At 71.7% G+C, this 19,414-nt stretch carries 22 protein-coding genes; 11 read left to right on the top strand and 11 right to left on the bottom strand.

Annotated features, from left to right (window positions below; genetic code table 11):
• Window positions 1–116 precede the first annotated feature (116 nt).
• From HLK59_RS10665 to HLK59_RS10655, 3 genes are all read left to right on the top strand, one after another.
• On the top strand, window positions 117–1,016 hold the full coding sequence (locus HLK59_RS10665) for a GNAT family N-acetyltransferase (RefSeq protein WP_171141094.1): 900 nt from the start codon (window positions 117–119) through the stop codon (window positions 1,014–1,016).
• Between the two features lie 70 nt (window positions 1,017–1,086).
• Window positions 1,087–1,314 carry a hypothetical protein gene (locus HLK59_RS10660; RefSeq protein ID WP_171141093.1) on the top strand — a complete coding sequence of 76 codons (228 nt, stop codon included), beginning with the start codon at window positions 1,087–1,089 and terminating at the stop codon, window positions 1,312–1,314.
• A 49-nt stretch (window positions 1,315–1,363) separates the two neighbouring features.
• Entirely contained in the window at window positions 1,364–2,332 is a 969-nt protein-coding gene (locus tag HLK59_RS10655; protein ID WP_171141092.1) for a phosphotransferase, read from the top strand.
• Window positions 2,333–2,338: 6 nt separating this feature from the next.
• Here HLK59_RS10655 and HLK59_RS10650 read toward each other — a convergent pair whose 3' ends face one another.
• Entirely contained in the window at window positions 2,339–3,217 is an 879-nt protein-coding gene (locus HLK59_RS10650) for a Gfo/Idh/MocA family oxidoreductase (protein ID WP_171141091.1), read from the bottom strand.
• 325 nt (window positions 3,218–3,542) lie between these two features.
• On the opposite strand from HLK59_RS10650, the gene HLK59_RS10645 reads away from it, so the two are divergent.
• Window positions 3,543–4,400, top strand: coding sequence for an aldo/keto reductase (locus HLK59_RS10645; protein WP_171141090.1), 858 nt, complete (start codon window positions 3,543–3,545; stop codon window positions 4,398–4,400).
• A gap of 72 nt (window positions 4,401–4,472) precedes the next feature.
• Window positions 4,473–6,245 (top strand): ABC transporter ATP-binding protein, encoded by a 1,773-nt coding sequence (locus tag HLK59_RS10640; RefSeq protein ID WP_171141089.1) that lies wholly within the window; start codon window positions 4,473–4,475, stop codon window positions 6,243–6,245.
• A gap of 14 nt (window positions 6,246–6,259) precedes the next feature.
• Here the strand turns inward: HLK59_RS10640 and HLK59_RS10635 are convergent, their stop codons facing one another.
• Entirely contained in the window at window positions 6,260–6,592 is a 333-nt protein-coding gene (locus tag HLK59_RS10635) for a hypothetical protein (protein ID WP_171141088.1), read from the bottom strand.
• A gap of 258 nt (window positions 6,593–6,850) precedes the next feature.
• Between HLK59_RS10635 and HLK59_RS10630 the strand changes: the two genes are divergently transcribed.
• On the top strand, window positions 6,851–7,105 hold the full coding sequence (locus HLK59_RS10630; RefSeq protein ID WP_171141087.1) for a DUF5133 domain-containing protein: 255 nt from the start codon (window positions 6,851–6,853) through the stop codon (window positions 7,103–7,105).
• Between the two features lie 28 nt (window positions 7,106–7,133).
• Here the strand turns inward: HLK59_RS10630 and HLK59_RS10625 are convergent, their stop codons facing one another.
• Entirely contained in the window at window positions 7,134–8,105 is a 972-nt protein-coding gene (locus HLK59_RS10625; RefSeq protein ID WP_171141086.1) for a helix-turn-helix domain-containing protein, read from the bottom strand.
• Window positions 8,106–8,284: 179 nt separating this feature from the next.
• Here HLK59_RS10625 and HLK59_RS10620 point away from each other — a divergent pair, with 179 nt between their 5' ends.
• Entirely contained in the window at window positions 8,285–8,740 is a 456-nt protein-coding gene (locus HLK59_RS10620) for a DUF2269 family protein (protein ID WP_171141085.1), read from the top strand.
• A gap of 102 nt (window positions 8,741–8,842) precedes the next feature.
• The gene (locus tag HLK59_RS10615; protein WP_171141084.1) at window positions 8,843–9,058 is read left to right on the top strand and encodes a hypothetical protein; all 216 of its coding nucleotides are present in this window, start codon (window positions 8,843–8,845) and stop codon (window positions 9,056–9,058) included.
• Between the two features lie 3 nt (window positions 9,059–9,061).
• On the opposite strand, the gene tgmB is transcribed toward HLK59_RS10615, so the two are convergent.
• From tgmB to HLK59_RS10600, 3 genes are all read right to left on the bottom strand, one after another.
• Window positions 9,062–10,036, bottom strand: a complete 975-nt coding sequence (gene tgmB, locus HLK59_RS10610) for an ATP-grasp ribosomal peptide maturase (protein ID WP_171141083.1) — start codon at window positions 10,034–10,036, stop codon at window positions 9,062–9,064.
• Between the two features lie 16 nt (window positions 10,037–10,052).
• Window positions 10,053–10,244, bottom strand: a complete 192-nt coding sequence (gene tgmA, locus HLK59_RS10605; RefSeq protein ID WP_171141082.1) for a putative ATP-grasp-modified RiPP — start codon at window positions 10,242–10,244, stop codon at window positions 10,053–10,055.
• A gap of 178 nt (window positions 10,245–10,422) precedes the next feature.
• Window positions 10,423–10,698: a YkvA family protein gene (locus HLK59_RS10600; protein WP_171141081.1), complete on the bottom strand. Its 276-nt coding sequence runs from the start codon at window positions 10,696–10,698 to the stop codon at window positions 10,423–10,425.
• Between the two features lie 266 nt (window positions 10,699–10,964).
• On the opposite strand from HLK59_RS10600, the gene HLK59_RS10595 reads away from it, so the two are divergent.
• The gene (locus HLK59_RS10595; protein ID WP_171141080.1) at window positions 10,965–11,990 is read left to right on the top strand and encodes a hypothetical protein; all 1,026 of its coding nucleotides are present in this window, start codon (window positions 10,965–10,967) and stop codon (window positions 11,988–11,990) included.
• A 59-nt stretch (window positions 11,991–12,049) separates the two neighbouring features.
• On the opposite strand, the gene HLK59_RS10590 is transcribed toward HLK59_RS10595, so the two are convergent.
• The 5 genes from HLK59_RS10590 to HLK59_RS10570 all read right to left on the bottom strand — a co-directional run bounded on the left by HLK59_RS10590 (window position 12,050) and on the right by HLK59_RS10570 (window position 16,821).
• Window positions 12,050–13,117: a hypothetical protein gene (locus tag HLK59_RS10590; RefSeq protein ID WP_171141079.1), complete on the bottom strand. Its 1,068-nt coding sequence runs from the start codon at window positions 13,115–13,117 to the stop codon at window positions 12,050–12,052.
• Between the two features lie 253 nt (window positions 13,118–13,370).
• A complete protein-coding gene (locus HLK59_RS10585; protein WP_171141078.1) occupies window positions 13,371–13,766 on the bottom strand; it encodes a universal stress protein in 396 nt (131 codons plus the stop codon).
• A 14-nt stretch (window positions 13,767–13,780) separates the two neighbouring features.
• Window positions 13,781–15,280 (bottom strand): tripartite tricarboxylate transporter permease, encoded by a 1,500-nt coding sequence (locus HLK59_RS10580; protein WP_171141077.1) that lies wholly within the window; start codon window positions 15,278–15,280, stop codon window positions 13,781–13,783.
• Window positions 15,281–15,820, bottom strand: a complete 540-nt coding sequence (locus tag HLK59_RS10575) for a tripartite tricarboxylate transporter TctB family protein (protein ID WP_171141076.1) — start codon at window positions 15,818–15,820, stop codon at window positions 15,281–15,283.
• Window positions 15,817–16,821, bottom strand: a complete 1,005-nt coding sequence (locus tag HLK59_RS10570) for a tripartite tricarboxylate transporter substrate-binding protein (RefSeq protein WP_171141075.1) — start codon at window positions 16,819–16,821, stop codon at window positions 15,817–15,819. Before HLK59_RS10570 ends, HLK59_RS10575 begins: the two co-directional genes overlap by 4 nt.
• Before the next feature lie 97 nt (window positions 16,822–16,918).
• On the opposite strand from HLK59_RS10570, the gene HLK59_RS10565 reads away from it, so the two are divergent.
• Window positions 16,919–18,568 (top strand): ATP-binding protein, encoded by a 1,650-nt coding sequence (locus tag HLK59_RS10565; RefSeq protein ID WP_346779696.1) that lies wholly within the window; start codon window positions 16,919–16,921, stop codon window positions 18,566–18,568.
• Window positions 18,565–19,242, top strand: coding sequence for a response regulator (locus HLK59_RS10560; RefSeq protein ID WP_171141073.1), 678 nt, complete (start codon window positions 18,565–18,567; stop codon window positions 19,240–19,242). Before HLK59_RS10565 ends, HLK59_RS10560 begins: the two co-directional genes overlap by 4 nt.
• The last annotated feature ends 172 nt before the right edge of the window (window positions 19,243–19,414 follow it).

The raw sequence follows: 19,414 nt of genomic DNA, 5'->3' as shown, positions 1-19,414 counted from the left end.
AAGGAGGCGAGTGCCGTGCAGTACACCGACATCCCGCGCTCCCTTCCCGTCGTCCCCGGCGTGCGTCTCTGAGCTTCCCGGGAGCGCTTCACGCAGCATGCATCCCGGAGGAATCCATGACCGCACCGGTCATCCGCCAGCTCGACGACAGCACCGCCCACGAGTTCGACTCCCTGCCCGACCCGCTCGGTGTGCGCGCCGCGCACCCGCTGACCCGGCACCGCCCCGACTGGCAGCGCGTGGCGCTGCGCGACGGCCGGATCGTCGCCCGTGCCGCCTGGTGGGGAGGACCCGACGACACCGAGCCGCTCTGCGTCGACCGGCTCGACATGGCCGACGGCGAGACCGAGGCGGCCGCGGAACTCCTGCGCTCGGCGCCCTGGCAGGTCGACATCGACTTCAGCCTGCCGCCCCGCTGGCGCGAGGACCCGGCCCTGCGCACCGCCGTCGAGGCCCGTTTCACCGCCGCACGGGCGGCCGGATACGAGCTTCTGGTCGAACGCTTCAACTACCGCTGGACCCCCGCCTGCGGGCTGCCCGAACGGCCCGGACGTCTGGTCTTCGGCGCCGAACCCGACGACGCCGTCTTCTTCGACGCGCTGCGCCGCATTCACTCCGCCACCCTGGACGCCCACGCGCTGAAGGCCGTCGAGGAGGGCGGTGTCGACAAGGCGGCTCAGGAGGAGCTCGACTTCTTCCGCTGGTGTCCGTCGCCGCGCGAGTGGTGGCAGGTCGCGCGCACGCCGGACGGAGAACTCGCGGGGATCCACATCCCGGCCCGCAACCACCAGGCCCCGATCATCGGCTTCATCGGGGTCGTGCCCGGACAGCGCGGCCACGGCTACGCCTACGACCTCCTGACCGAGTGCACCCACTACCTCGTCGCACAGGGCGCCGAGTTCATCGTCGCCGCGACGGACCAGGGCAACGTCCCGATGGCCGCGCACTTCGCCAAGGCCGGGTATCCGGTCACCCGCGAACGCGTCAACTTCCGTCTGCCCACCGGCGCGCGGTAGCCCGAGGCGCCGCTGTCGGTGCCGGATGGCAAGGTGTCCACGAGAGTCGGCACCGGGTGACGCAGGCGCAGTGGGGTTCGACGGCCAGGTCTGGCACCTGCACAGCGGCGACGTCCTGATCGGGGAGATCCTGATCGACGAAGCCGACTTCCCCTGGCTGTCGGGCCACTTCACGCCCGCTGCGGCCTTCGGCACCCTGCGGGAGCTGTTCGCCCGCGAACTCGCCCTGACCGAGGACCCGGGAGAGGAGGGCGACCGGGCCCGGTTCCGCTGGAGCGACAAACCCTTCGACGCATAGGTGCCCTCCCTGCGATCTTGGGTGGCCGAGAACCCTGGAGAGGACCTGCATGCAAAGCCACGCGGAGTTGATCGCCGACACCTACGGACTCGGTGCCGGGCCCTGGACGATGACGCCCGTCACCCGCGGCGCCCTGGGGCAGATCTGGAAGCTGACCGGGCACGGCACCTCATGGGCGGTCAAGGAGCTGCTGTTCGGCGGCAGCGAGGAGGACAGCCGGCAGGAGATCGCCCTGCGCGCCGCCACGCAGGAACTGGGGATCTCCGCACCCCGGCTCCTCCCCAACCGCGACGGCGGCCACGTCTCGCAGCTCGACGGATCCGCCGTGAAGCTCTACGACTGGGTCACCGGAACCCCGGCGGACCCCACCGACCCGGCCACCCTGAGCTGGTGCGGCCGGACCCTGGCGCTTCTCCACCGGGCGGGCGAGGGCGCGACCGGGACACCTCATGTCTGGTACGAGGAGTGCCCCCGGGACACCGACTGGGCGGTGCTCCACAAGGAGGTCCGCCGGGCCGGGATGCCGTGGGCCGACGACCTCGGCCGGTTCATCGACACCAGGGCGCCCCAACTGGCCCGGTACGTCTCCCCGTCCGGACCCGGTGACGTCGTGCTGTCGCATCTCGACATGCAGCCGCAGAACGTTCTGGTCGGCGCGGCCGGCCCGACACTCCTGGACTGGGACAACGCCGGGCCCATCGCGGCGGACCGCGAACTCGCCAGTGCCCTGTACGTCTGGGCGGGCCGCAACGACTTCACCGCCGGGTCCGCCCGTCTGCTCGTGCGGGCGTATGTGGACGCCGGCGGCCCTGCGACGGTCAGGAGCCTGGACTCGTTCTCCATGCTGTTCGCGACGGATCTGAACTTCGTCAAGGTCCAGGCCGAGGGCGCGATCGCCCCCGACGCGAGCGCCGAACAGCGCGAGTTCGCGAGCGGCAAGGTCGTCGACACACTGGCCGGCCTGCCGGACCCGGCCGCCGTCTCCCGGCTGACGGAGGCGGTCGGGAGCGAGTGGTGAGCGGCGTCAGCCGCCCAGCATCGCCTCCGCCGTTGCCAGGATCTCCGTGACCCGCAGCCCGAACACCGCGTCGCACGGATGCGGACGGCCGCTGCGAGCGGCGGCGAGCAGCGCGTCCGCGGCACGTTCGAGCGCCGGAACCGCACCGTCCGGACTGCGCGGGAGGAGCGTCACCCCGCCCTCGCCGCGCAGTTCGACGGCCGCGCCCGCCGCGGCGGGCGGCGCCGTCAGGCTCAGCGTCAGCGTGCTCGACGCGCCACCGGCGTGGTCGAGGACCAGGTGCACGGTGTCCGCGGGACCGTGCGCGGCGGCAGCGACCCGCCGTACGTCGCCCAGGACCGGCAGCAGCACCGACAGGGCGTGCGGTCCCACGTCCCACAGCGCGCCCTTCTCCCGCCGCCACGGCGAGGACCCGAACGGACTGTCCGTGGTGAACACCGCGCCGAGCCACTCGGCCCGCGCGGTGAACCAGCCCTCGACGGCGGCCTGTTCGGTGATCCACGCCTCGGTGACACTCTGGAAACGGGTCGTGAAGAAGACGACCGAGGCGACGCCCGCCTCCTGGACCGCCGCCACCACGGCCCGGCCCTCCTCGACCGTCGGCGCGAGCGGCTTGTCCAGCAGCAGATGGCAGCCCGCACGGGCCGCCCGCACCGCAAGACCGGCCTGCACGGTGGGCGGCAGCGCCACCGCGACGGCGTCCACGTCGGCGAAGAGGGCGTCGACGTCGTCGTAGGCCCGCGTGCCGAAGCGGGCCGCCAACTCCTTGGCGGCCTCCGGACGACGGCCCCACACCCCGACGAAATCCAGCTCGCCGTGTCGGCTCAGAGCGGGCGCGTGCGCCCCCTCGGCCCACGGGCCCGTACCGAGCAGTCCGATGCGCATGCCCCCGCCTTTCCACACCCCGAAGGTCCAGACCGAGAGTGCCACAGGCACCCGCGGGCCGCGCAAGCGGAATGCCGGGAAAGATCGATGCCATGCCGAGGCCTGATGCCGAAGCGTCCGGATACGTCGCAGACGGCCCGGTTCGGTGACGGTCGCTGCGCGGCGAGGCCCCCGGTGATTCAGTCCTCGCACTGCTGAATACGTTCGCGTTCTTCTATTGGACCTGCGGGCCGAGGCGGGTTCAGGCTGGTGTGCGACCGGCGCGGTGCAACCGCTTGCCGGCACCCATCGTCCCGCGCGACAGCCCGGAAGAGGTCACGAGCCCATGCACACGCGACGCATCGGTGATGTCGAGGTCAGCGCGATCGGTCTGGGCGGGATGCCCATGTCGATCGAGGGGCGGCCGGACGAGGCCCGTTCGCTGGCCACGCTGCACGCCGCCCTCGACGCGGGCGTGACACTGATCGACACCGCGGACGCCTACCACCGCGACGCCGACGAGGTCGGCCACAACGAGTCCCTGATCGCCAAGGCCCTCGCCTCCCACGACCGGGGCGCCGACGTCCTGGTCGCCACCAAGGGAGGCCATCTGCGTCCCGGTGACGGGAGTTGGACCCTGGACGGCAGCCCGCGGTACCTCAAGGAGGCCTGCGAGGCGTCCCTGCGCCGGCTCGGGGTGGAGGCCATCGGGCTGTACCAGTTCCACCGCCCCGACCCGCGCGTGCCGTACGCGGACTCGGTCGGCGCCGTGCGGGACCTGCTGGACGAGGGCAAGATCCGGCTCGCGGGCATCTCCAACGCGAACCCGGAGCAGATCCGCCAGGCCCAGGACATCCTCGGCGGACGACTCGTCTCCGTGCAGAACCAGTTTTCCCCGGCGTTCCGCTCCAGCGAGCCCGAACTGGGCCTGTGCGACGGACTCGGGATCGCGTTCCTGCCCTGGAGCCCCCTCGGCGGCATCTCCCGGGCCCGCGAACTGGGCTCCGCCTACGCGCCGTTCGCCCGGATCGCCGAGGCGCACGGGGTGAGCCCGCAGCGCGTCTGCCTCGCCTGGATGCTCGCCAAGTCGCCGGTCGTCGTGCCGATCCCGGGCGCCAGCCGCCCGGAGACGATCCTCGACTCGGTCGCCGCGGCCGACCTGGTCCTCACGGCCGACGAGATCTCCGAACTGGATGCGGTGTAATCCGGCACTCCTTGGGGAGAAAGCGCTCGCCACAGGCCCCCTGATCCGAACCCTCGGAAGGAACCGTCACCAATGGCCTCGCCGTTGGAGAGACCGCTCGACCACCGCTACCGGGGCGAGCACCCCATCCGTACCCTCGCCTACCTGTTCCGCGCCGACCGTCGCCGCCTCGCCGCGGCGGTCGGCATCTTCGCCGTCAAGCACAGCCCCGTCTGGCTGCTGCCGCTGATCACCGCGACCATCATCGACACCGTCGTCCAGCACCGGGCGATCACCGAACTCTGGCTCAGCACCGGGATCATCCTGCTGATCCTGCTGGTCAACTACCCCCTGCACATCCTCTACGTCCGTCTCCTGTACGGCAGCGTGCGCCGCATGGGCACCTCCCTGCGCTCCGCGCTCTGCACCCGCATGCAGCAGCTGTCCATCGGCTACCACTCCCGCGTCAGCGCCGGCGTGCTCCAGGCCAAGGTGGTGCGGGACGTCGAGACCGTCGAGCAGATGGTCCAGCAGACCGCCGAGACCGGCCTCGGGGCGGGCACCGTACTCATCGGCGGCCTCGTCATCATCGGCATCCGCACACCGGAGTTCCTGCCGGTCTTCCTCGTCGTGGTCCCCGCCGCGGCCCTCGTCGTGGCCCGCCTCCGCGCCCGGCTGCGCACCCACAACGAGCACTTCCGGCACGAGGTCGAGACCCTGTCGTCCCGCGTGACGGAGATGACCCGGCTCATCCCGGTCACCCGCGCCCACGGACTGGAGGGCAAGGCGCTGCGCCGCATGGACGGCACCCTGCACCGGCTGCTCACCTCCGGTATGCGCCTCGACCTGGTCAACGGCCGTTTCGGGTCGCTGGCCTGGGTGGTGCTCAACGTCGTCGGGGTCCTCGTCCTCGCCGGCGCGGCACTGGTGTCGTACTACGACGTCTGGGGCGTCACCCCCGGCGACGTCGTGATGCTCAGCGCCTTCCTCACCACGCTCACCAACTCCACGACCACGCTGGCAGGTCTCGCCCCCGTCATCACCAAGGGCCTGGAGTCCGTCCGCTCGGTCGGAGAGGTCCTCCAGGCGCCCGAACTGGAGGACAACGCGGGCAAGTCGCAGGTGTCCGAGGTGCGCGGGGCCGTCGCCTTCGAGCAGGTCGGCCACGCCTACGGGGCCGGCGAGCGGCCCGCCGTGCACGACTTCACCCTCTTGGTGCGGCCGGGGGAGACCATCGCCCTCGTCGGCGCGTCCGGGGCGGGCAAGTCCACCGTGCTCAACCTCGTCATCGGCTTCATCCGCCCCACCTCGGGCCGGCTGCTGCTCGACGGCACCGACATGAACACCCTCGACCTGCGCACCTACCGGCGCTTCGTCTCGGTCGTGCCGCAGGAGTCGATCCTCTTCGACGGCACGATCCGCGAGAACGTCGCCTACGGCATGGAGGACGAGGCCGACGAGGAGACGGTGCGCACGGCCCTGCGGGACGCCAACGCGCTGGAGTTCGTGGAGCGGCTGCCGCAGGGCCTGGACACCCTGGTCGGCGAGCGTGGCGCCCGGCTGTCCGGTGGGCAGCGCCAGCGCCTCGCCATCGCCCGCGCCCTGATCAGGAACCCCAGGGTGCTGGTGCTCGACGAGGCGACCTCCGCCCTCGACACCCGCTCCGAGGCCCTGGTGCAGCAGGCGCTCGCCAGGCTGCTGCGCGGACGGACCACGTTCGTGGTGGCGCACCGGCTGTCCACCGTGCGGGGCGCCGACCGGATCGTGGTGATGGGCGACGGCCGGGTCCAGGAGATCGGCACGCACGACGAACTCCTGCGCCGGGGAGGGGCGTACACGGCACTGCACAGCGGGCAGGTCGCCTGATCGCACCGCACCCGTCAGGCGGCGCTGCTCCGGGGGACGCGGTGCGGGCAGGTCGCGTCGTGCTCGGTGCCGCAGCTCGTCCACCAGCGCTCGCAGCACGCGGCGTCGAGTTCGATGCGCACCACGTCCTCATCGGCATCGGACCCGACGGAGCGCAGTCGCCGTGCGATCGCCGGCTCACGGGGCTCGGCCTCACGGACCAAGGCGACCAGGGGGACGAGGCTCGCGGCGGCGAAGAGACACGCGGCCCACCAGGGGCCGTGACGGAACTCGTGGACCGTGGTCAGGGCGAGTCCGGAGCTCGTGCCGACGTAGAGCGCGCAGAGCAGGCGCTGGGGGTGGTTCATGGGCGTACACCGTTCGTGCGTTCATGCGTCCGTGCTGAGGGGCTGCCCCCTGTTCAACTGTCCGCGGCCCCCGGGAGAAGCGGGTCGACGCCGTACCCGCCGTAACGTCACTCCTGTGGGTTTCGCACCGGTGGGATTCGAGCGTCAGTCGGGTGCCCGGCGACAGGATTCCGTCAATCGCGAGCCGGAGGGCGGGAGATGGGATCGGCCTCCCCCTGCTCGGGCATACGCAACGGAAAATCGAGAGAGGGGCTCTCCGTGCTCGTTCCGGATCCGAAGGTCGTCAGAAGGCTGCTGACGCGGTACGCATCGCTGCGGATCGCCGACGCGGAGCGGGGCGACCCGGCGACGACAAGGGAGTTGGAGGACGTCAGCTACACACTCTGCGTCATGATGGGCACCACCGGTATCCGCGACGCCGTCGCGAAGGCGGACACCCTGCTCCTCGGCGTGGGCCGGACGGCGTCCGCGGTGCCGGAACCGGCGGGACGCGGCGGCCTGTTGGCCGTGTGAGACCTCCTCGGCACCGGAGTCCGCAGGCTCAGACGCGCGTTGCCGGGGGTCCCGGCCTCCCGTGGAAAGCCGAGCGGTAGGCCTGCGGACCGGTGCCGACCACCCGGCGGAACCGCTCGCGGAACGCGGTCGGGGATCCGAACCCCGCCTGCCGCGCGATCCGTTCGATCGGGTGGTCGCTGTTCTCCAGCAGGTACTGGGCGCGCCGCACGCGCGCCCGCAGCAGCCATTGCAGCGGTGTGGTGCCCGTCTGCTCACGGAACCGGCGGCTGAAGGTCCGCTCGCTCATCCCCGACCGGGACGCCAGCGCGGCCAGGGTGATCTCCCGGGCCAGATTGTCCTCGATCCACTCCAGGACCGGTTCGAGCGTCGAGCCGCGTGGCACGGGCGGATGGTCGTGAACGATGAACTGGGCCTGTCCGCCCTCCCGTTCGAGCGGCATGACGGACATCCGGGCGGCGTCCGCGGCGACCGCCGAGCCGAAGTCGCGGCGGATCATGTGCAGACACATGTCGAGGCCCGCGGCGGCGCCGGCCGAGGTGAGGATCTGCCCGTTGTCGACGTAGAGGACGTCCGGCTCCACCCGTACGTCCGGGAAGCGGCGGGCCAGTTCCTTCGCGGCCACCCAGTGCGTCGTGGCGCGCAGCCCGTCCAGCAGTCCGGCCTCGGCCAGCACGAAGGCACCCACGCACACCGAGGCGATCCGGGTGCCCGCCGCGGCCGCCCGGCGCAGCGCCTCCAGAACGGGCGCGGGCGTCGGCCCGGCCGCCGGGGAGCAGCCTGGCACGACGACCGTGTCCGCGTCCGCCAGCGCCTCCAGGCCGCGCTCGACGCGCAGCGAGAAGCCGCCGTCGGCCCGGACCTCCGGTGCCGCGGCGCACAGCCCGATCCGGTAGGGCGAGCGGCCGTCGGGCAGCCGTGTCCAGTCGAAGACCTGCATGGGCGCCGCCATGTCGAACGGCACCACCTGGTCGAGAGCCAGGATCGCCACGGTGTGCATGAACGCCACGATAGGCGGATTCCCGCCAGCGCCACCACAGTGCCCCGGGGTAAGGAGAGCAGGTCACAGCGGTTGGCGGGAATCCGTTGGAAGCTGTCGTTTCAGCCTCTGTGCGATCCGGCACCGGGGTCCCTAGCGTGGGCGGCCGAACACCTCCGAACCACCCTGGACGCCTCCCCATGACGAAGTTCCTGCTGTCCCTCCATGTCCTGGCCGCCATCGTCGCCATCGGCCCCGTGACCGTCGCGGCCAGCATGTTCCCGCCCGCCGCGCGCCGCGCGGACCCCTCCGGGACGGCGGCGGACACCGTCGCCCTGCTGCACCGCATCTGCCGGGTCTACGCCCGCCTCGGCGTGGCCGTGCCCGTGTTCGGCCTCGCGACCGCCGCCGCGATGGGTGTCCTGGGCGACGCCTGGCTCGTCACCTCCATCACCCTGACCGCCGTGGCCGCCGGCATCCTGGTCGCCTTCGTGCTGCCCCGCCAGGAGGAGATCCTCGAGGAACTGGGCGCCCGGCAGACCGTCGAGCGCGCCCACACCGTCCAACTCGCCATGTTCACCGGGATCTTCAACCTGCTGTGGGCCACGGTCACCGTTCTGATGATCGTCCGCCCCGGTTCCACGACGGGGGCCTGAGTCAAGCCGAACGGTGGAATTCACCCCGCAGGGTGCAGGGGCGCCTAGACTCGGCAGCTGCGCCCATACCTATGGGCCGTGACACGAAAGGCACGTTGACGGGTGTTCCAGGATTCCCCCATCTATGACCGACTCATCGCGGAGCGCGGCGACGTACCCACTCAGGTTCGCAGGGAGGCCGAGCGAGTCAGCAGGGAACTGGAGTTCGTCATGCAGCCTCTCCAGTCGACCAGCCGCTCCCACTACGGAGAACTGCCCTCCACACCGCCCGCCCCGCAGTGGCAGCGGGCGGCCCTGCCCGGCCCCGGGCAGCTGTGAGGCTCAGGGAACCACGGTGTCCCTGCCGTTGACACGCTGGGCACCCTCCGGCACGGGCCGGGCCAGCCACTCGGCGATCGAGCGGGCGATCGGCTGACCCGTCTCCACCTCGACGAAGCCGAACTGCCCCGACTGATTGCACTCCAGGAACCACCACGTCCCGTCGGCGTCCTCGGCGAAGTCGAAGGCGCCATAAGCCAGTTCGGCGTCCCGTACATAGGCGCGCACGCCCTCGGCGACCCGTGGCGGCACATCGGTGGGACGCCACGGAGAGGCGGGCGAGGCGAAACGGACGTCCACCTCGTCGTCCTCCGCGGTCGTCTTGCGCGCGGCCAGCATCCGCTCGCCCACCACCGTGAGCCGTATGTCCGCCCGCTTGGCGACCCGCCGCTGGAGCAGCGTGGGACCGAACGCGACGGCGGAGAAGTCCGTGTCCGGCGCGACCCGGCTGGTCGGCACCGCCCTCGGCGGGTCCTGCGGATGCGCCCCGGAGACCGGTTTGACCACCAGGTCCGGATAGCGCGCCGAGAACTCACGGGCGGCCTGCGGAAACGTCGTGATCAGCGTGGCCGGCACGGGCAGCCCGGAGCGCTGGGCGTGCCGCAGCTGCCAGGGCTTGTGCCGGGCCCGGAGGGAGGCGTCGGGATGGTTCATCCAGCGCGCCCCCGAACTGCGGAGCATCCCGTACAGCGCCTGTGACGACTCCTCGGTCAGCCATCCGGACGGCTCGGCCGCCCGGGTGGCCGCGGTGCCCGGCCGGCGCACCCAGACGGACCGCAGTCCGTTGATGCTCACCAGCCGGCCTCCCGCCGACAGATGGCCGCGGAAGGCGCCGTGCACGTACTCGCCGGACAGCGCGACCCCCTCGGTCAGGTCGGCGGGGTCGAGCCGGACCACCGGAACCCCCGTCGTATTGAGGTGGACGACCACCATGTCGGCGGTGACGTCCGCTTCACAGGTCAGGATCAACACGGTCATCAGTGCCTGCCTGTGTTCAGTCGTCGAAGTGCGTCTTCGACCCCGCGGTGGAGGTCGTGGTCCCGAGCTCTCTCAGCAGCGCCTGGTCACGGGCGGCGATCCGCCCGTCCGAGAGCACGTTCAACTGCAGTCCGGTGTCGTAGGCGTACGGAGCGGTGACCTCCGACTGCGCTGCCGGACGTGCGTAGTTGAGCGCGAACGGTTGCATCGTCTCTCCCTCGTGGGTCCTGCGCCGATCCAGCGATGGTCACCTTGCGCCGTCGCTCGGGCCGCCGACTCCCGTCGGCTTCCTGAGACTTATACGAATCGAACGGGTGATTGGTTTCCTTACGCTGCGTAGTCATAGGCGGTTCATGGTCCGGACAATGGGGGAGACGTGGGTGAAGTCAGGCAGGTTCACTGCCCGAGTGCCTGCGCATCGTGCGCAACGCGAGCAGCAGGACGCCGATGTCGTCGAGGTACACGGGGTCGGGCACCAGGTCGGCCGGCAGGAAGAAGTACGCGAGCGCACCCCAGAAGACCCAGCGCGGGCCGGTCGGAAGTCCGGCCTCGCGCAGCCCGCGCCGGGCCCTGACCAGCCGTACGAACACCGCGACGGCAACGGCCAGGACGGCCGCCGCGAGGAGCACGGCGACGGCGATCCATCGGGTGGTGATGTCCAACGGCCCTCCTTGTTCCGGGGCGCCCGTGAAGGGCGCACAGACAATCGGATTCCCGCTCGGGGCGCCGGTATTGCCCATCAGGGCCAAACCGGTGCACTCGAACACCAGTGGGGGTGACGGGGTGGGGGCGGCGAGCGGGACTCATACCCGTGGCTCACCCGAGTGGCGCCCGCGGCGCGGACACCCGGTAATGGTCACCGTAAGGTCGCCTGTCGCGCGTCGGGGGCGCAGCAGCGGCCAGCAGCCCCTTGCTTGGAGAACCGCGCATGACCACTCGCTCGTCCACCCCGCAGCCGAACGACCCCGCCATACCCGCGACGCAGAACGCCGGCACCCTGAGCCCGGCGCCCGCCGTCGGCGACGGGAGCGGTTCGGCCTACGACGATCCGGTGGACGGCCTCGTGCGCGCCGCCGTGGCCGACCGCCCGCTGGAAGAGGTGGCCCAGCTCATCACACTCCTCGAACAGTCCCCCCTGTACGCGGGGGCCACGATCGACGCGCTCCGCGCGGTCGGCGTGAACCGCTCCGTGGACGACGTCACCCGGCTGGTCGTCCTGCTCACCCGGCCGCCGCGCCACGGGACGAGCGTGGACGAAACGATCCGCGCCGCGGCCCGGAACCGCCCGGTCGAGGACGTGACCCGGCTGATGGCGCTGCTGCGACAGGCGCCGCTCGACCCGCACTGCGGGCAGGAGGCGGTCAGGGCGGCCGCCACCGGCCGGTCCGTCGAGGAACTCGTGGAGCTGATCGGACGACTGTCCGAGGAACGAAAGGGCACTCCTTCGCCGCAGGCCACGGAACCGGCCGAGACGGCGGACGACATGGACGACGCCGGCCAGGACCGCGACCCGGCGGACCTCACCGGCCTCGTGCGCCGCCGGCCCGCCGGACCTCCCCGCCTGCCCGGCCGCCTCACCGTCCTGGCCCTCCTCCTGTGCGCCGCCGCCCACTTCCCGGTGCACCAGGACGGGGTGTCCCTGCGCCGCTACGGACTCGTCCTCGGCCTGTCCGGGCTGTGCATGCTGATCGGCCTGCTGGTGGCCGTGCGTCCGGCGGTGCCGGTCCTGGCGGCGGCGGTCCTGGTGCCGGCGGCCCTGGCCGCGGCCCAGCTGTACGCGAGCCGGTTCGCCTCGGGCCGGCTGTCCGGGGCCCTCGACCTCACGCTCGCACCGGCCTGGGCCGCCGGCCTCACCGCCGTCTGCGCTGCCCTTGCGGCGCTGACCGCGCTGGTCGTCACTCTGGCCTCGCACACACCCGCGCGGAGCGCGGCGGACCGTCTACCGGTGGGGTGAGCGTGCGGCGGGCGCCGCGGCAGACCGGCCTGCCGCCATGACCGCGGCGCTCGCTGTGGCTAGCCGACGCCTTCCTCGTCCCGCGGGGGTCGCCGGGGCTTGAAGCGCTCCAGGGTCCGGGTCAGCTGCCGCAAAGGCGTCCCCGGCTGTTCCGCGGGCGGTCCCGGAGTCGCCTCGGCGCCCGCCTCGCGGTAGGCGGCCAGCGCCTCGTTGGCGCGCTCGGCGGCCTCCCGGTACAGGTCCCGGGACTTCGTCATCGCGTCGAGCGCCTCGGCGTACATGGCGACGAGCTCGCGCTGACGGACCAGCTCCTCCTCGGCGGTCGTCAGCCGCCACCGCTCGCGCAGCGCGGTGAGCGCCTCCTCGGCGTCTTCCGGCAGCGGCCTGGGCAGCGCGGCGAAGCGGGTCACGGCGTCGGTCAGTTCCGTGGGCCGGGTGCCGTCGAGGAAGACACTGCGCACGGAGAAGTCGTCGGCGTCGGTGCCGTGGTCGAGCGACAGCGGGGGCAGGACGACGGCTCCGCCGCGCGGGACCTGGACGTCGAACTCCTTCAGCGCCCAGTTGACGGCCCGCAGCTGGTGGGGCGCGGCCCGGTGCTCCACCACGCGGTGGCGCAGCCCCGGCGGCAGATGCTCGGTCAGCGGCCGCAGTCCACGGTCGTCGGGGGTCATCGCCTCGTGGACGACGATGTGCACGGCCCAGGAGTCACGCACACACTCCCGCAGCAGACGCCGCAGCTCCTTGTCGTCCTCGGGCAGCCGGTTGACCTCCCGGAAGCGCAGCCCGGCGACGGTGTGGTGGTCCCAGTCCGCGTCCGGGCCCAGCGGCCAGAACATGCCGACCGGGGAGGCCCAGGCCGGGTTCCACGGCCGTTCCGCCTCCGCGAGCAGGACCCACTCCTCGCCGGACCCGAGGGCGAGCCGGGCCCGTACGGTCACCTCCCCGTCGACCCGCCAGCGGGCCTCGAAGACCCGCTCCTCCTTGAGTTCGAGGAAGTCGTCGACGACGGCGCCGTCCTTGAGCTGCTGGAGGTTGACGCGGAGCACGTCAGCGGCGGCGGATCCGACGTGGCGGCCGCGGGCCGGCCACACGGTGGGGGGAAGAGTGGCGGAGGAGGAGGTCTGCATGAGTCCATCTGTGGGGCGGGGTTCCGTGCGCCCACCAGTATCGTCACCGCCGGTCCGCGAGGTCCGGGCGGGGTCGGTGTCCCGCCGGCGGCCCCGTGCGGACCGCGCACTCGGGGTGTGCTCGATCCACTTCGGGTGGCCACCGTTCACCCATGTCCGGGGTGCGATCCGCCCACCACAATGTCTGGGACGAACAGGGCCCGCCCACCATCCGCATTGGGGCGGGCCCTGTTCCCACCGACGCGCGCCGGCGCTACACCGCCGCCTTCACGGCGAGGACCGGGCAGCCGGTTCCCAGCAGGATCTGCTGTGCGGCCGACCCCGTGATCAGCTTGCCGACCGCGCTGCGCCGCCGCAGTCCGATCACCACCAGGGACACGTCCGCCTGCTCCGCCAGCTCGATGATCTCCTCGGCGGCGTCGCCCCCGCCGAGCACCTGACGGAGGTCGAACTCGACGCCCAGCGCGGCCAGATCCTCCCGGACATGGGCCAGGTCCGGCTCCTGCGCGAACCGCGGGTCCACATAGGCGTCCCCGCGCGAGGTGTTCACCACCAGCAGCTTCTCCCCGCGCAGCCGGGCCTCGTCGATCCCTGCCCGTAGCGCGGCCTCACCCTCGGGTGAGGGAACGTATCCGACCAGTACGGTCATGTCTGCTCTTCCTCTCAGGCACTTCGCTCACGCAGGGGACGGACGAGGAACCGCCGGACCAGCGGCCAGACGAGCACCAGGACGATCGTGGTGTAGACGGCGTAGGAGACCGGCCCGCCCACCAGCCCCGACAGTTCACCCCCGGACAGTTGCAGGGAACGCCGCCCCTGCAGTTCGGCCCGCGGGCCGAGGATGACGCCGACGATGAGCGGCAGCACCGGCAGTCCGAACCGCCGCATCCCGAAGCCGAGGAGGCCGAGGAACAGCAGCAGGAACAGATCCAGGGGCTGGGCGTTGACGGCGTACGCGCCCATCGACGCGAAGAACAGGATCCCGGCGTACAGATACGGGCGCGGTATCCGCAGCAGCTTCGCCCAGGCGGGCGCCAGCGGCAGGTTGAGCAGGAGCAGCAGCAGGTTGCCGATGAAGAGGCTGGCGATCAGCACCCACACCAGGCTCGCCTCCCGCTCGAACAGCAGGGGCCCCGGCTGGATGCCGTACGACTGGAAGGCCGCGAGCATGACGGCGGCGGTGGCGTTCGTCGGCAGGCCGATGGCCAGCATCGGGACCAGGGTGCCGGCGGCGGAGGCGTTGTTCGCGGCCTCCGGACCGGCCACCCCCTCGATGGCGCCCTTGCCGAACTCCTCGGGGTGTCTGGTCAGCCGCTTCTCCGTCGCGTACGACAGGAAGGTCGGGATCTCCGCGCCGCCGGCCGGCAGCGCGCCGAACGGGAAGCCGAGCGCCGTGCCCCGCAGCCAGGGCTTCCACGACCGCTTGAAGTCCTTCCTCCCCATCCACGGTGTGCCGACCGGGATGATCTCGGCGGGCCTGCGCCGCAGATGCGCGGCCACCCACATCGCCTCGCCGACGGCGAAGATGCCGACCGCGACGACGACCACGTCGATGCCGTCCGCGAGCTGCGGGATGCCCAGGGTGAGCCGCTGCTGTCCGGAGACCGCGTCGATGCCGACCAGGCCGATCGTCAGACCCAGCAGCAGCGAGATCAGACCCCGGATCCGGGAGGCGCCCAGCACGGAGGTGACCGCGATGAACGACAGCAGCATCAGCGCGAAGTAGTCCGGCGCGCCCAGGCCGACCGCGAAGTCGACCACGAACGGGGTGACCAGGACCAGCAGCAGGGTGCCGATGGTGCCCGCCACGAACGAACCGATCGCGGCGGTCGCGAGCGCCTGAGCGGCCCGGCCCGACTTGGCCATCTTGTTGCCCTCGATGGCCGTCACCACCGAGGACGACTCCCCGGGGGTGTTCAGCAGGATCGAGGTGGTCGAGCCGCCGTACATCCCGCCGTAGAAGATGCCGGCGAATATGATGAACGCCTGCACCGGCTCCATGCCGTAGGTGACCGGCAGCAGCAGGGCCACCGTCATCGCCGGGCCGATGCCCGGCAGCACGCCCACCGCGGTGCCGATGACGACGCCGATGAGGGCCAGCAGCAGGTTCATCGGGGCGACGACGTCCGCGAAGCCCTGCATGAGGTTGTCGAGGTTGTCCATCTACAGGATCCCTTGCAGCACACCGGCCGGGAGGTTGACACCGAGCCCGATCGCGAAGGCGTAGAACGTGGTGAGGGACAGCGTCACCGCGATCAGCAGACTGCGTACGTAGTGCCGGTTGCCCAGCGCGAAGGCCGTCCCCCAGAACAGCAGCGCGCCGCTGATCACCCAGCCGAGCCGCTCGATCAGCACCGCGTTCACCACGAACGCGGCGATCAGCAGCAGCACCGTGCGCCAGTCGCCGCCCTGGGACAGGTCGACGTCCTCCCCGGCCTCCGGCTCACCGCGGCCGCCGCGGGCCACGTCGACCGCGTACACCGCCGCGGCCACCAGGAGCAGCACGCCCAGGATCACCGGCACCGCGCGCGGTCCGACCGGGTCGGTGCTGCTGGTGAGGTGCGGGATCCCGAGCCCGTCCACGATCACCGCGGTGCCCAGCAGGGCGAGGAACGCGCACACGCCGTACTGTGCGCGGTCCCCGTCCCGGGCCGGACGGGCGTCCGCCACGGACCGTCCGTCGTCCGTCACCTGGGAGCTCATGCCAGCCCGAGCTCTGCCAGCAGATCGGCGACGGACTTGTCCTGGTCCTTCAGATAGGTGCCGAACTCGTCACCGGTGACGAAGGCGTCGGTCCAGCCGCGCTTGGTCAGCTCGGCCTGCCACTCCTTCGACTCGTGCATCGTGCTCAGCGCGTCGATCCAGGACGCCTTCTGCGCGTCGGTGATCCCCGGAGGGGCCACGAAACCACGCCAGTTGGTGAAGACCAGGTCGATCCCGGAGCCCTTGAGGGTCGGCGCGTCCTTCACCGCCGCGATCGGCTCCTCGCTGGTGACCGCCAGGACCCGCACCTGCCCGGCCTCGATCTGGTCGAGGAACTCGCCGAACCCGCTGGCACCGAAGGCGATCTTGTTGCCGAGGATCGCGGGCAGCAGCTCGCCGCCGCCGTCGTAGGAGACGTAGTTGACGTCCTTCGGCTCGATGCCGACGGCCTTCGCCAGCTGCATCGGCAGCAGGTGGTCAGGACCGCCCGGGGACGAACCGCCGCCCACGGCGACCTTCTTGGGGTTCTTCTTCCACGCCGTGACGAGGTCGCCGATCGTCTTGTACGGGGAGTCCTTCGACACGACGATCGCGCCGGCCTCCTCGATCAGCTTGGCGAGCGGCGTGGTGTCGGTGAGCGTCGCCTTCGACTTCGAGGTGTACGCGGCACCCACGACACCCAGGCCCATCTGCATGGCCAGCTTGCCGTTGCCCTTCTCGTTGACCAGTCGCTGGAGCCCCACGGTGCCGCCCGCGCCGGGCAGGTTGTACACCTGGACCCCGGACGCCACCTCGGAGTCCTGCATCACCTGGGCGACGGTCCGGGCGGTCACGTCGTACCCGCTGCCCGGGGTGTTGGGCACCATCAGGCGCAGACCGGTGGCCGTCTTCGAGCCACCGCTGCCCGAGTCCTCCTTCTCGGCGGTGGCACCGCAGGCGCTCACGGCGATCATCGACACGGTGGCAAGAGCGCCGAGAAGTGCGGCTCTGCGAGTTCTCATGGCTCATCTCTTTCGCTCGGGCTGGTCCGGCGCCATGATTGTGCGAATTCCCGGACAGTCCGTCTGCCTTGTGTGGGCATTGAAGGTTGAGTTCATTGTGGTCGTGAGATCGCGTCGCCCCACGCTCGCCGGTGAGCTGCTGGTACTGCAGCTCGCCATCGTGGTGATCGTGCTGGTAGCAGTGGCCGCCGTCTCGCTGGCGCAGTCCAAGGCCACGTTCGACCGGGTCGAGGGCCGCCGGGTCACCGCCCTCGCCGAGGAGATGGCCGGCAACCCCCTGCTGCGCACCCAGCTCGTCCTGCCCGCGCCCGGTGAAGTGCTGGCGCCGCTGCTCCAGACCACGCGGACCCGGTCGAACGTCACCTCGGTCACCGTCGCCGACGCGGACGGCAGGATCGTCGCCGCCACCAACCCCACCCTGATCGGCACCCGGCTCCCGGTCGAGGGGACGAACGTCGCGCGGGCCCGCGGCTGGTCGGGGGAGCTTCCGGTGGCCGGCGGCCGGGAACTCGTGGCCCAGGCACCGGTGCTCGCCGAGCACGACGACCATGTCGGCGAGCACATCGGCACGGTCATGATCGGACGGGCCTCACCGTCGGTCTGGCAGCGCCTGAGCGGTGCTTCCTCCTACCTGCTCGCCTACCTCGGCATCGCGAGCGTGCTCGGCGTGGCCGGGTCCTGGCTGCTGGCCCGCCGCATCAAACGACAGACCCTCGGCCTCGAACCACGGGAGATCGCCGGCCTCGCCGAGCACCGCGAGGCCATGCTGTTCGGGCTCGCCGAGGGCGTGATCGCCCTCGACCCGCGGCAGCGGCTCACGCTGGTCAACGAGGTCGGCCGCGCCCTGCTGGACCTGCCCGAGACCTGCGTCGGGATGAGCCTGGCCGACCTGGGGATCGAGGGCAGGCTGTACGACGTCCTGGCCGGGACCGGCGGTGAGCGCGGCGCCGGGCAGCGTGACGAGGTGGTCGTGCGCCGCGGCCGGGTGCTGGTGATGAACCGCATGGAGGTCACCAAGGACGGCCGGCGCCTCGGCTCGGTGACGACCCTGCGCGACCGCACCGAACTGGCGCGGATGGAAAGGGAGTTGGGGTCCTTCCGCAGCAGCACCGAGCTGCTGCGGGCCCAGGCGCACGAGTTCTCCAACCAGCTGCACACCATTTCCGGGCTCATCCAGATCGGCGAGCACGACGAGGTCGTACGGTATGTCCGCGCCCTGCGCAAGCACCGCGACTCGCTCGATCTGACCCTCACCAGCAGGGTCCGGGACCGGGCCGTCGCCGCGCTGCTGATGGCCAAGTCCGCGCTGGCCGCGGAGCGCCGCGTGCGGCTGCGGATCTCCGAACGCACGGCCCTGGACCGGCTGGAGCCGATGGACTCCGCGGACGTGGCCACCGTGCTCGGCAATCTCGTCGACAACGCCCTCGACGCGGCGGCGGCCTCGGAACGTGCCGAAGGCGCCTGGGTGGAGGTCGAGCTCAGCCAGGACGCCTCCTGCGTGGAGATCGTGGTCCGTGACTCGGGCCCCGGAGTGGCTCCCGAGCTCGCCCAGGAGGTCTTCACCCACGGCTTCACCACGAAGGCCGCGCGGGGCGGCGACCGGGGGATAGGCCTGGCCCTGACCCGGCTTGTCTGTACCCGCAGGGCCGGCGAGGTGTCGGTGACCAACACAGAGACGGGCGCGGTGTTCACGGCGCGGATGTCCGTGGGCCGGCCGGCCGAGCGGGAGACGGAGGAGGTCCGGTGATCGACGTACTCGTGGTCGAGGACGACTTCATGGTGGCGCGCATCCACCGCGGATTCGTCGACAGCGTCGAGGGCTTCCGTGTCGTCGGCACGGCGAACTGCGGGGAACAGGCCCTCACCGCCGTCGCCGAGCTGGAGCCCGACCTGGTGCTGCTCGACCTCTATCTGCCCGACATGTTCGGCCTGGACGTCGTCCCCCGGCTGCGGTCCGCCGGACACGACTGCGACGTGATGGTGATCAGTGCCGCCCGCGAGTCGGAGGCGGTACGCCGTGCCGTACGCCAGGGGGTCGTGGACTACCTGCTGAAACCCTTCGACGCCGAGGAGCTCAAGGACCGGCTGGAACGCTACAGCGCCCGCCGCGGCGACCTGTGCGTCGGGACGGTGAGCGGACAGGCCGAGGTGGACCGGGCGCTGGGCCGGGTCGCCGCGCCGACGGTGGCGCCCACGCTGCCGAAGGGCATGAGCGTGGAGACCTCCGAGCTGGTCGAGCGTGCGCTGCGCGCGGTCGAGGGACACCTGTCCGCCGCGGAGTGCGCGGAACGGGTCGGCATCTCCCGGGTCAGCGCGCGCCGCTACCTCGAACACCTCGCCGTCACGGGCCGGGCAGTGGTGTCCCTGCGCTACGGCCACGCGGGGCGGCCCGAACGCCGGTACCACTGGCACGGCGGGTGAGTGAACGGGTGGGCGGGCGGCGGTGGTTGGCCACGACGGGTGGGTGCGGGCGTTGGTGACGCCGCTTGGGTGTCGAGTGGTGGTGGCCGGTGGTGTCGGCGGGGTGGGTGTGTTGTCGGGTGCGGGTGCGTGGGGGCTGGTCGCGCGGTTCCCCGCGCCCCTGGGTGGGTGT

Source organism: Streptomyces sp. S3(2020) (genome assembly GCF_013044505.1).
Classification (GTDB): Bacteria; Actinomycetota; Actinomycetes; order Streptomycetales; family Streptomycetaceae; genus Streptomyces.
Note: the sequence above shows the minus strand (reverse complement) of the source record. Positions and strands in the feature narration are given on the sequence as shown.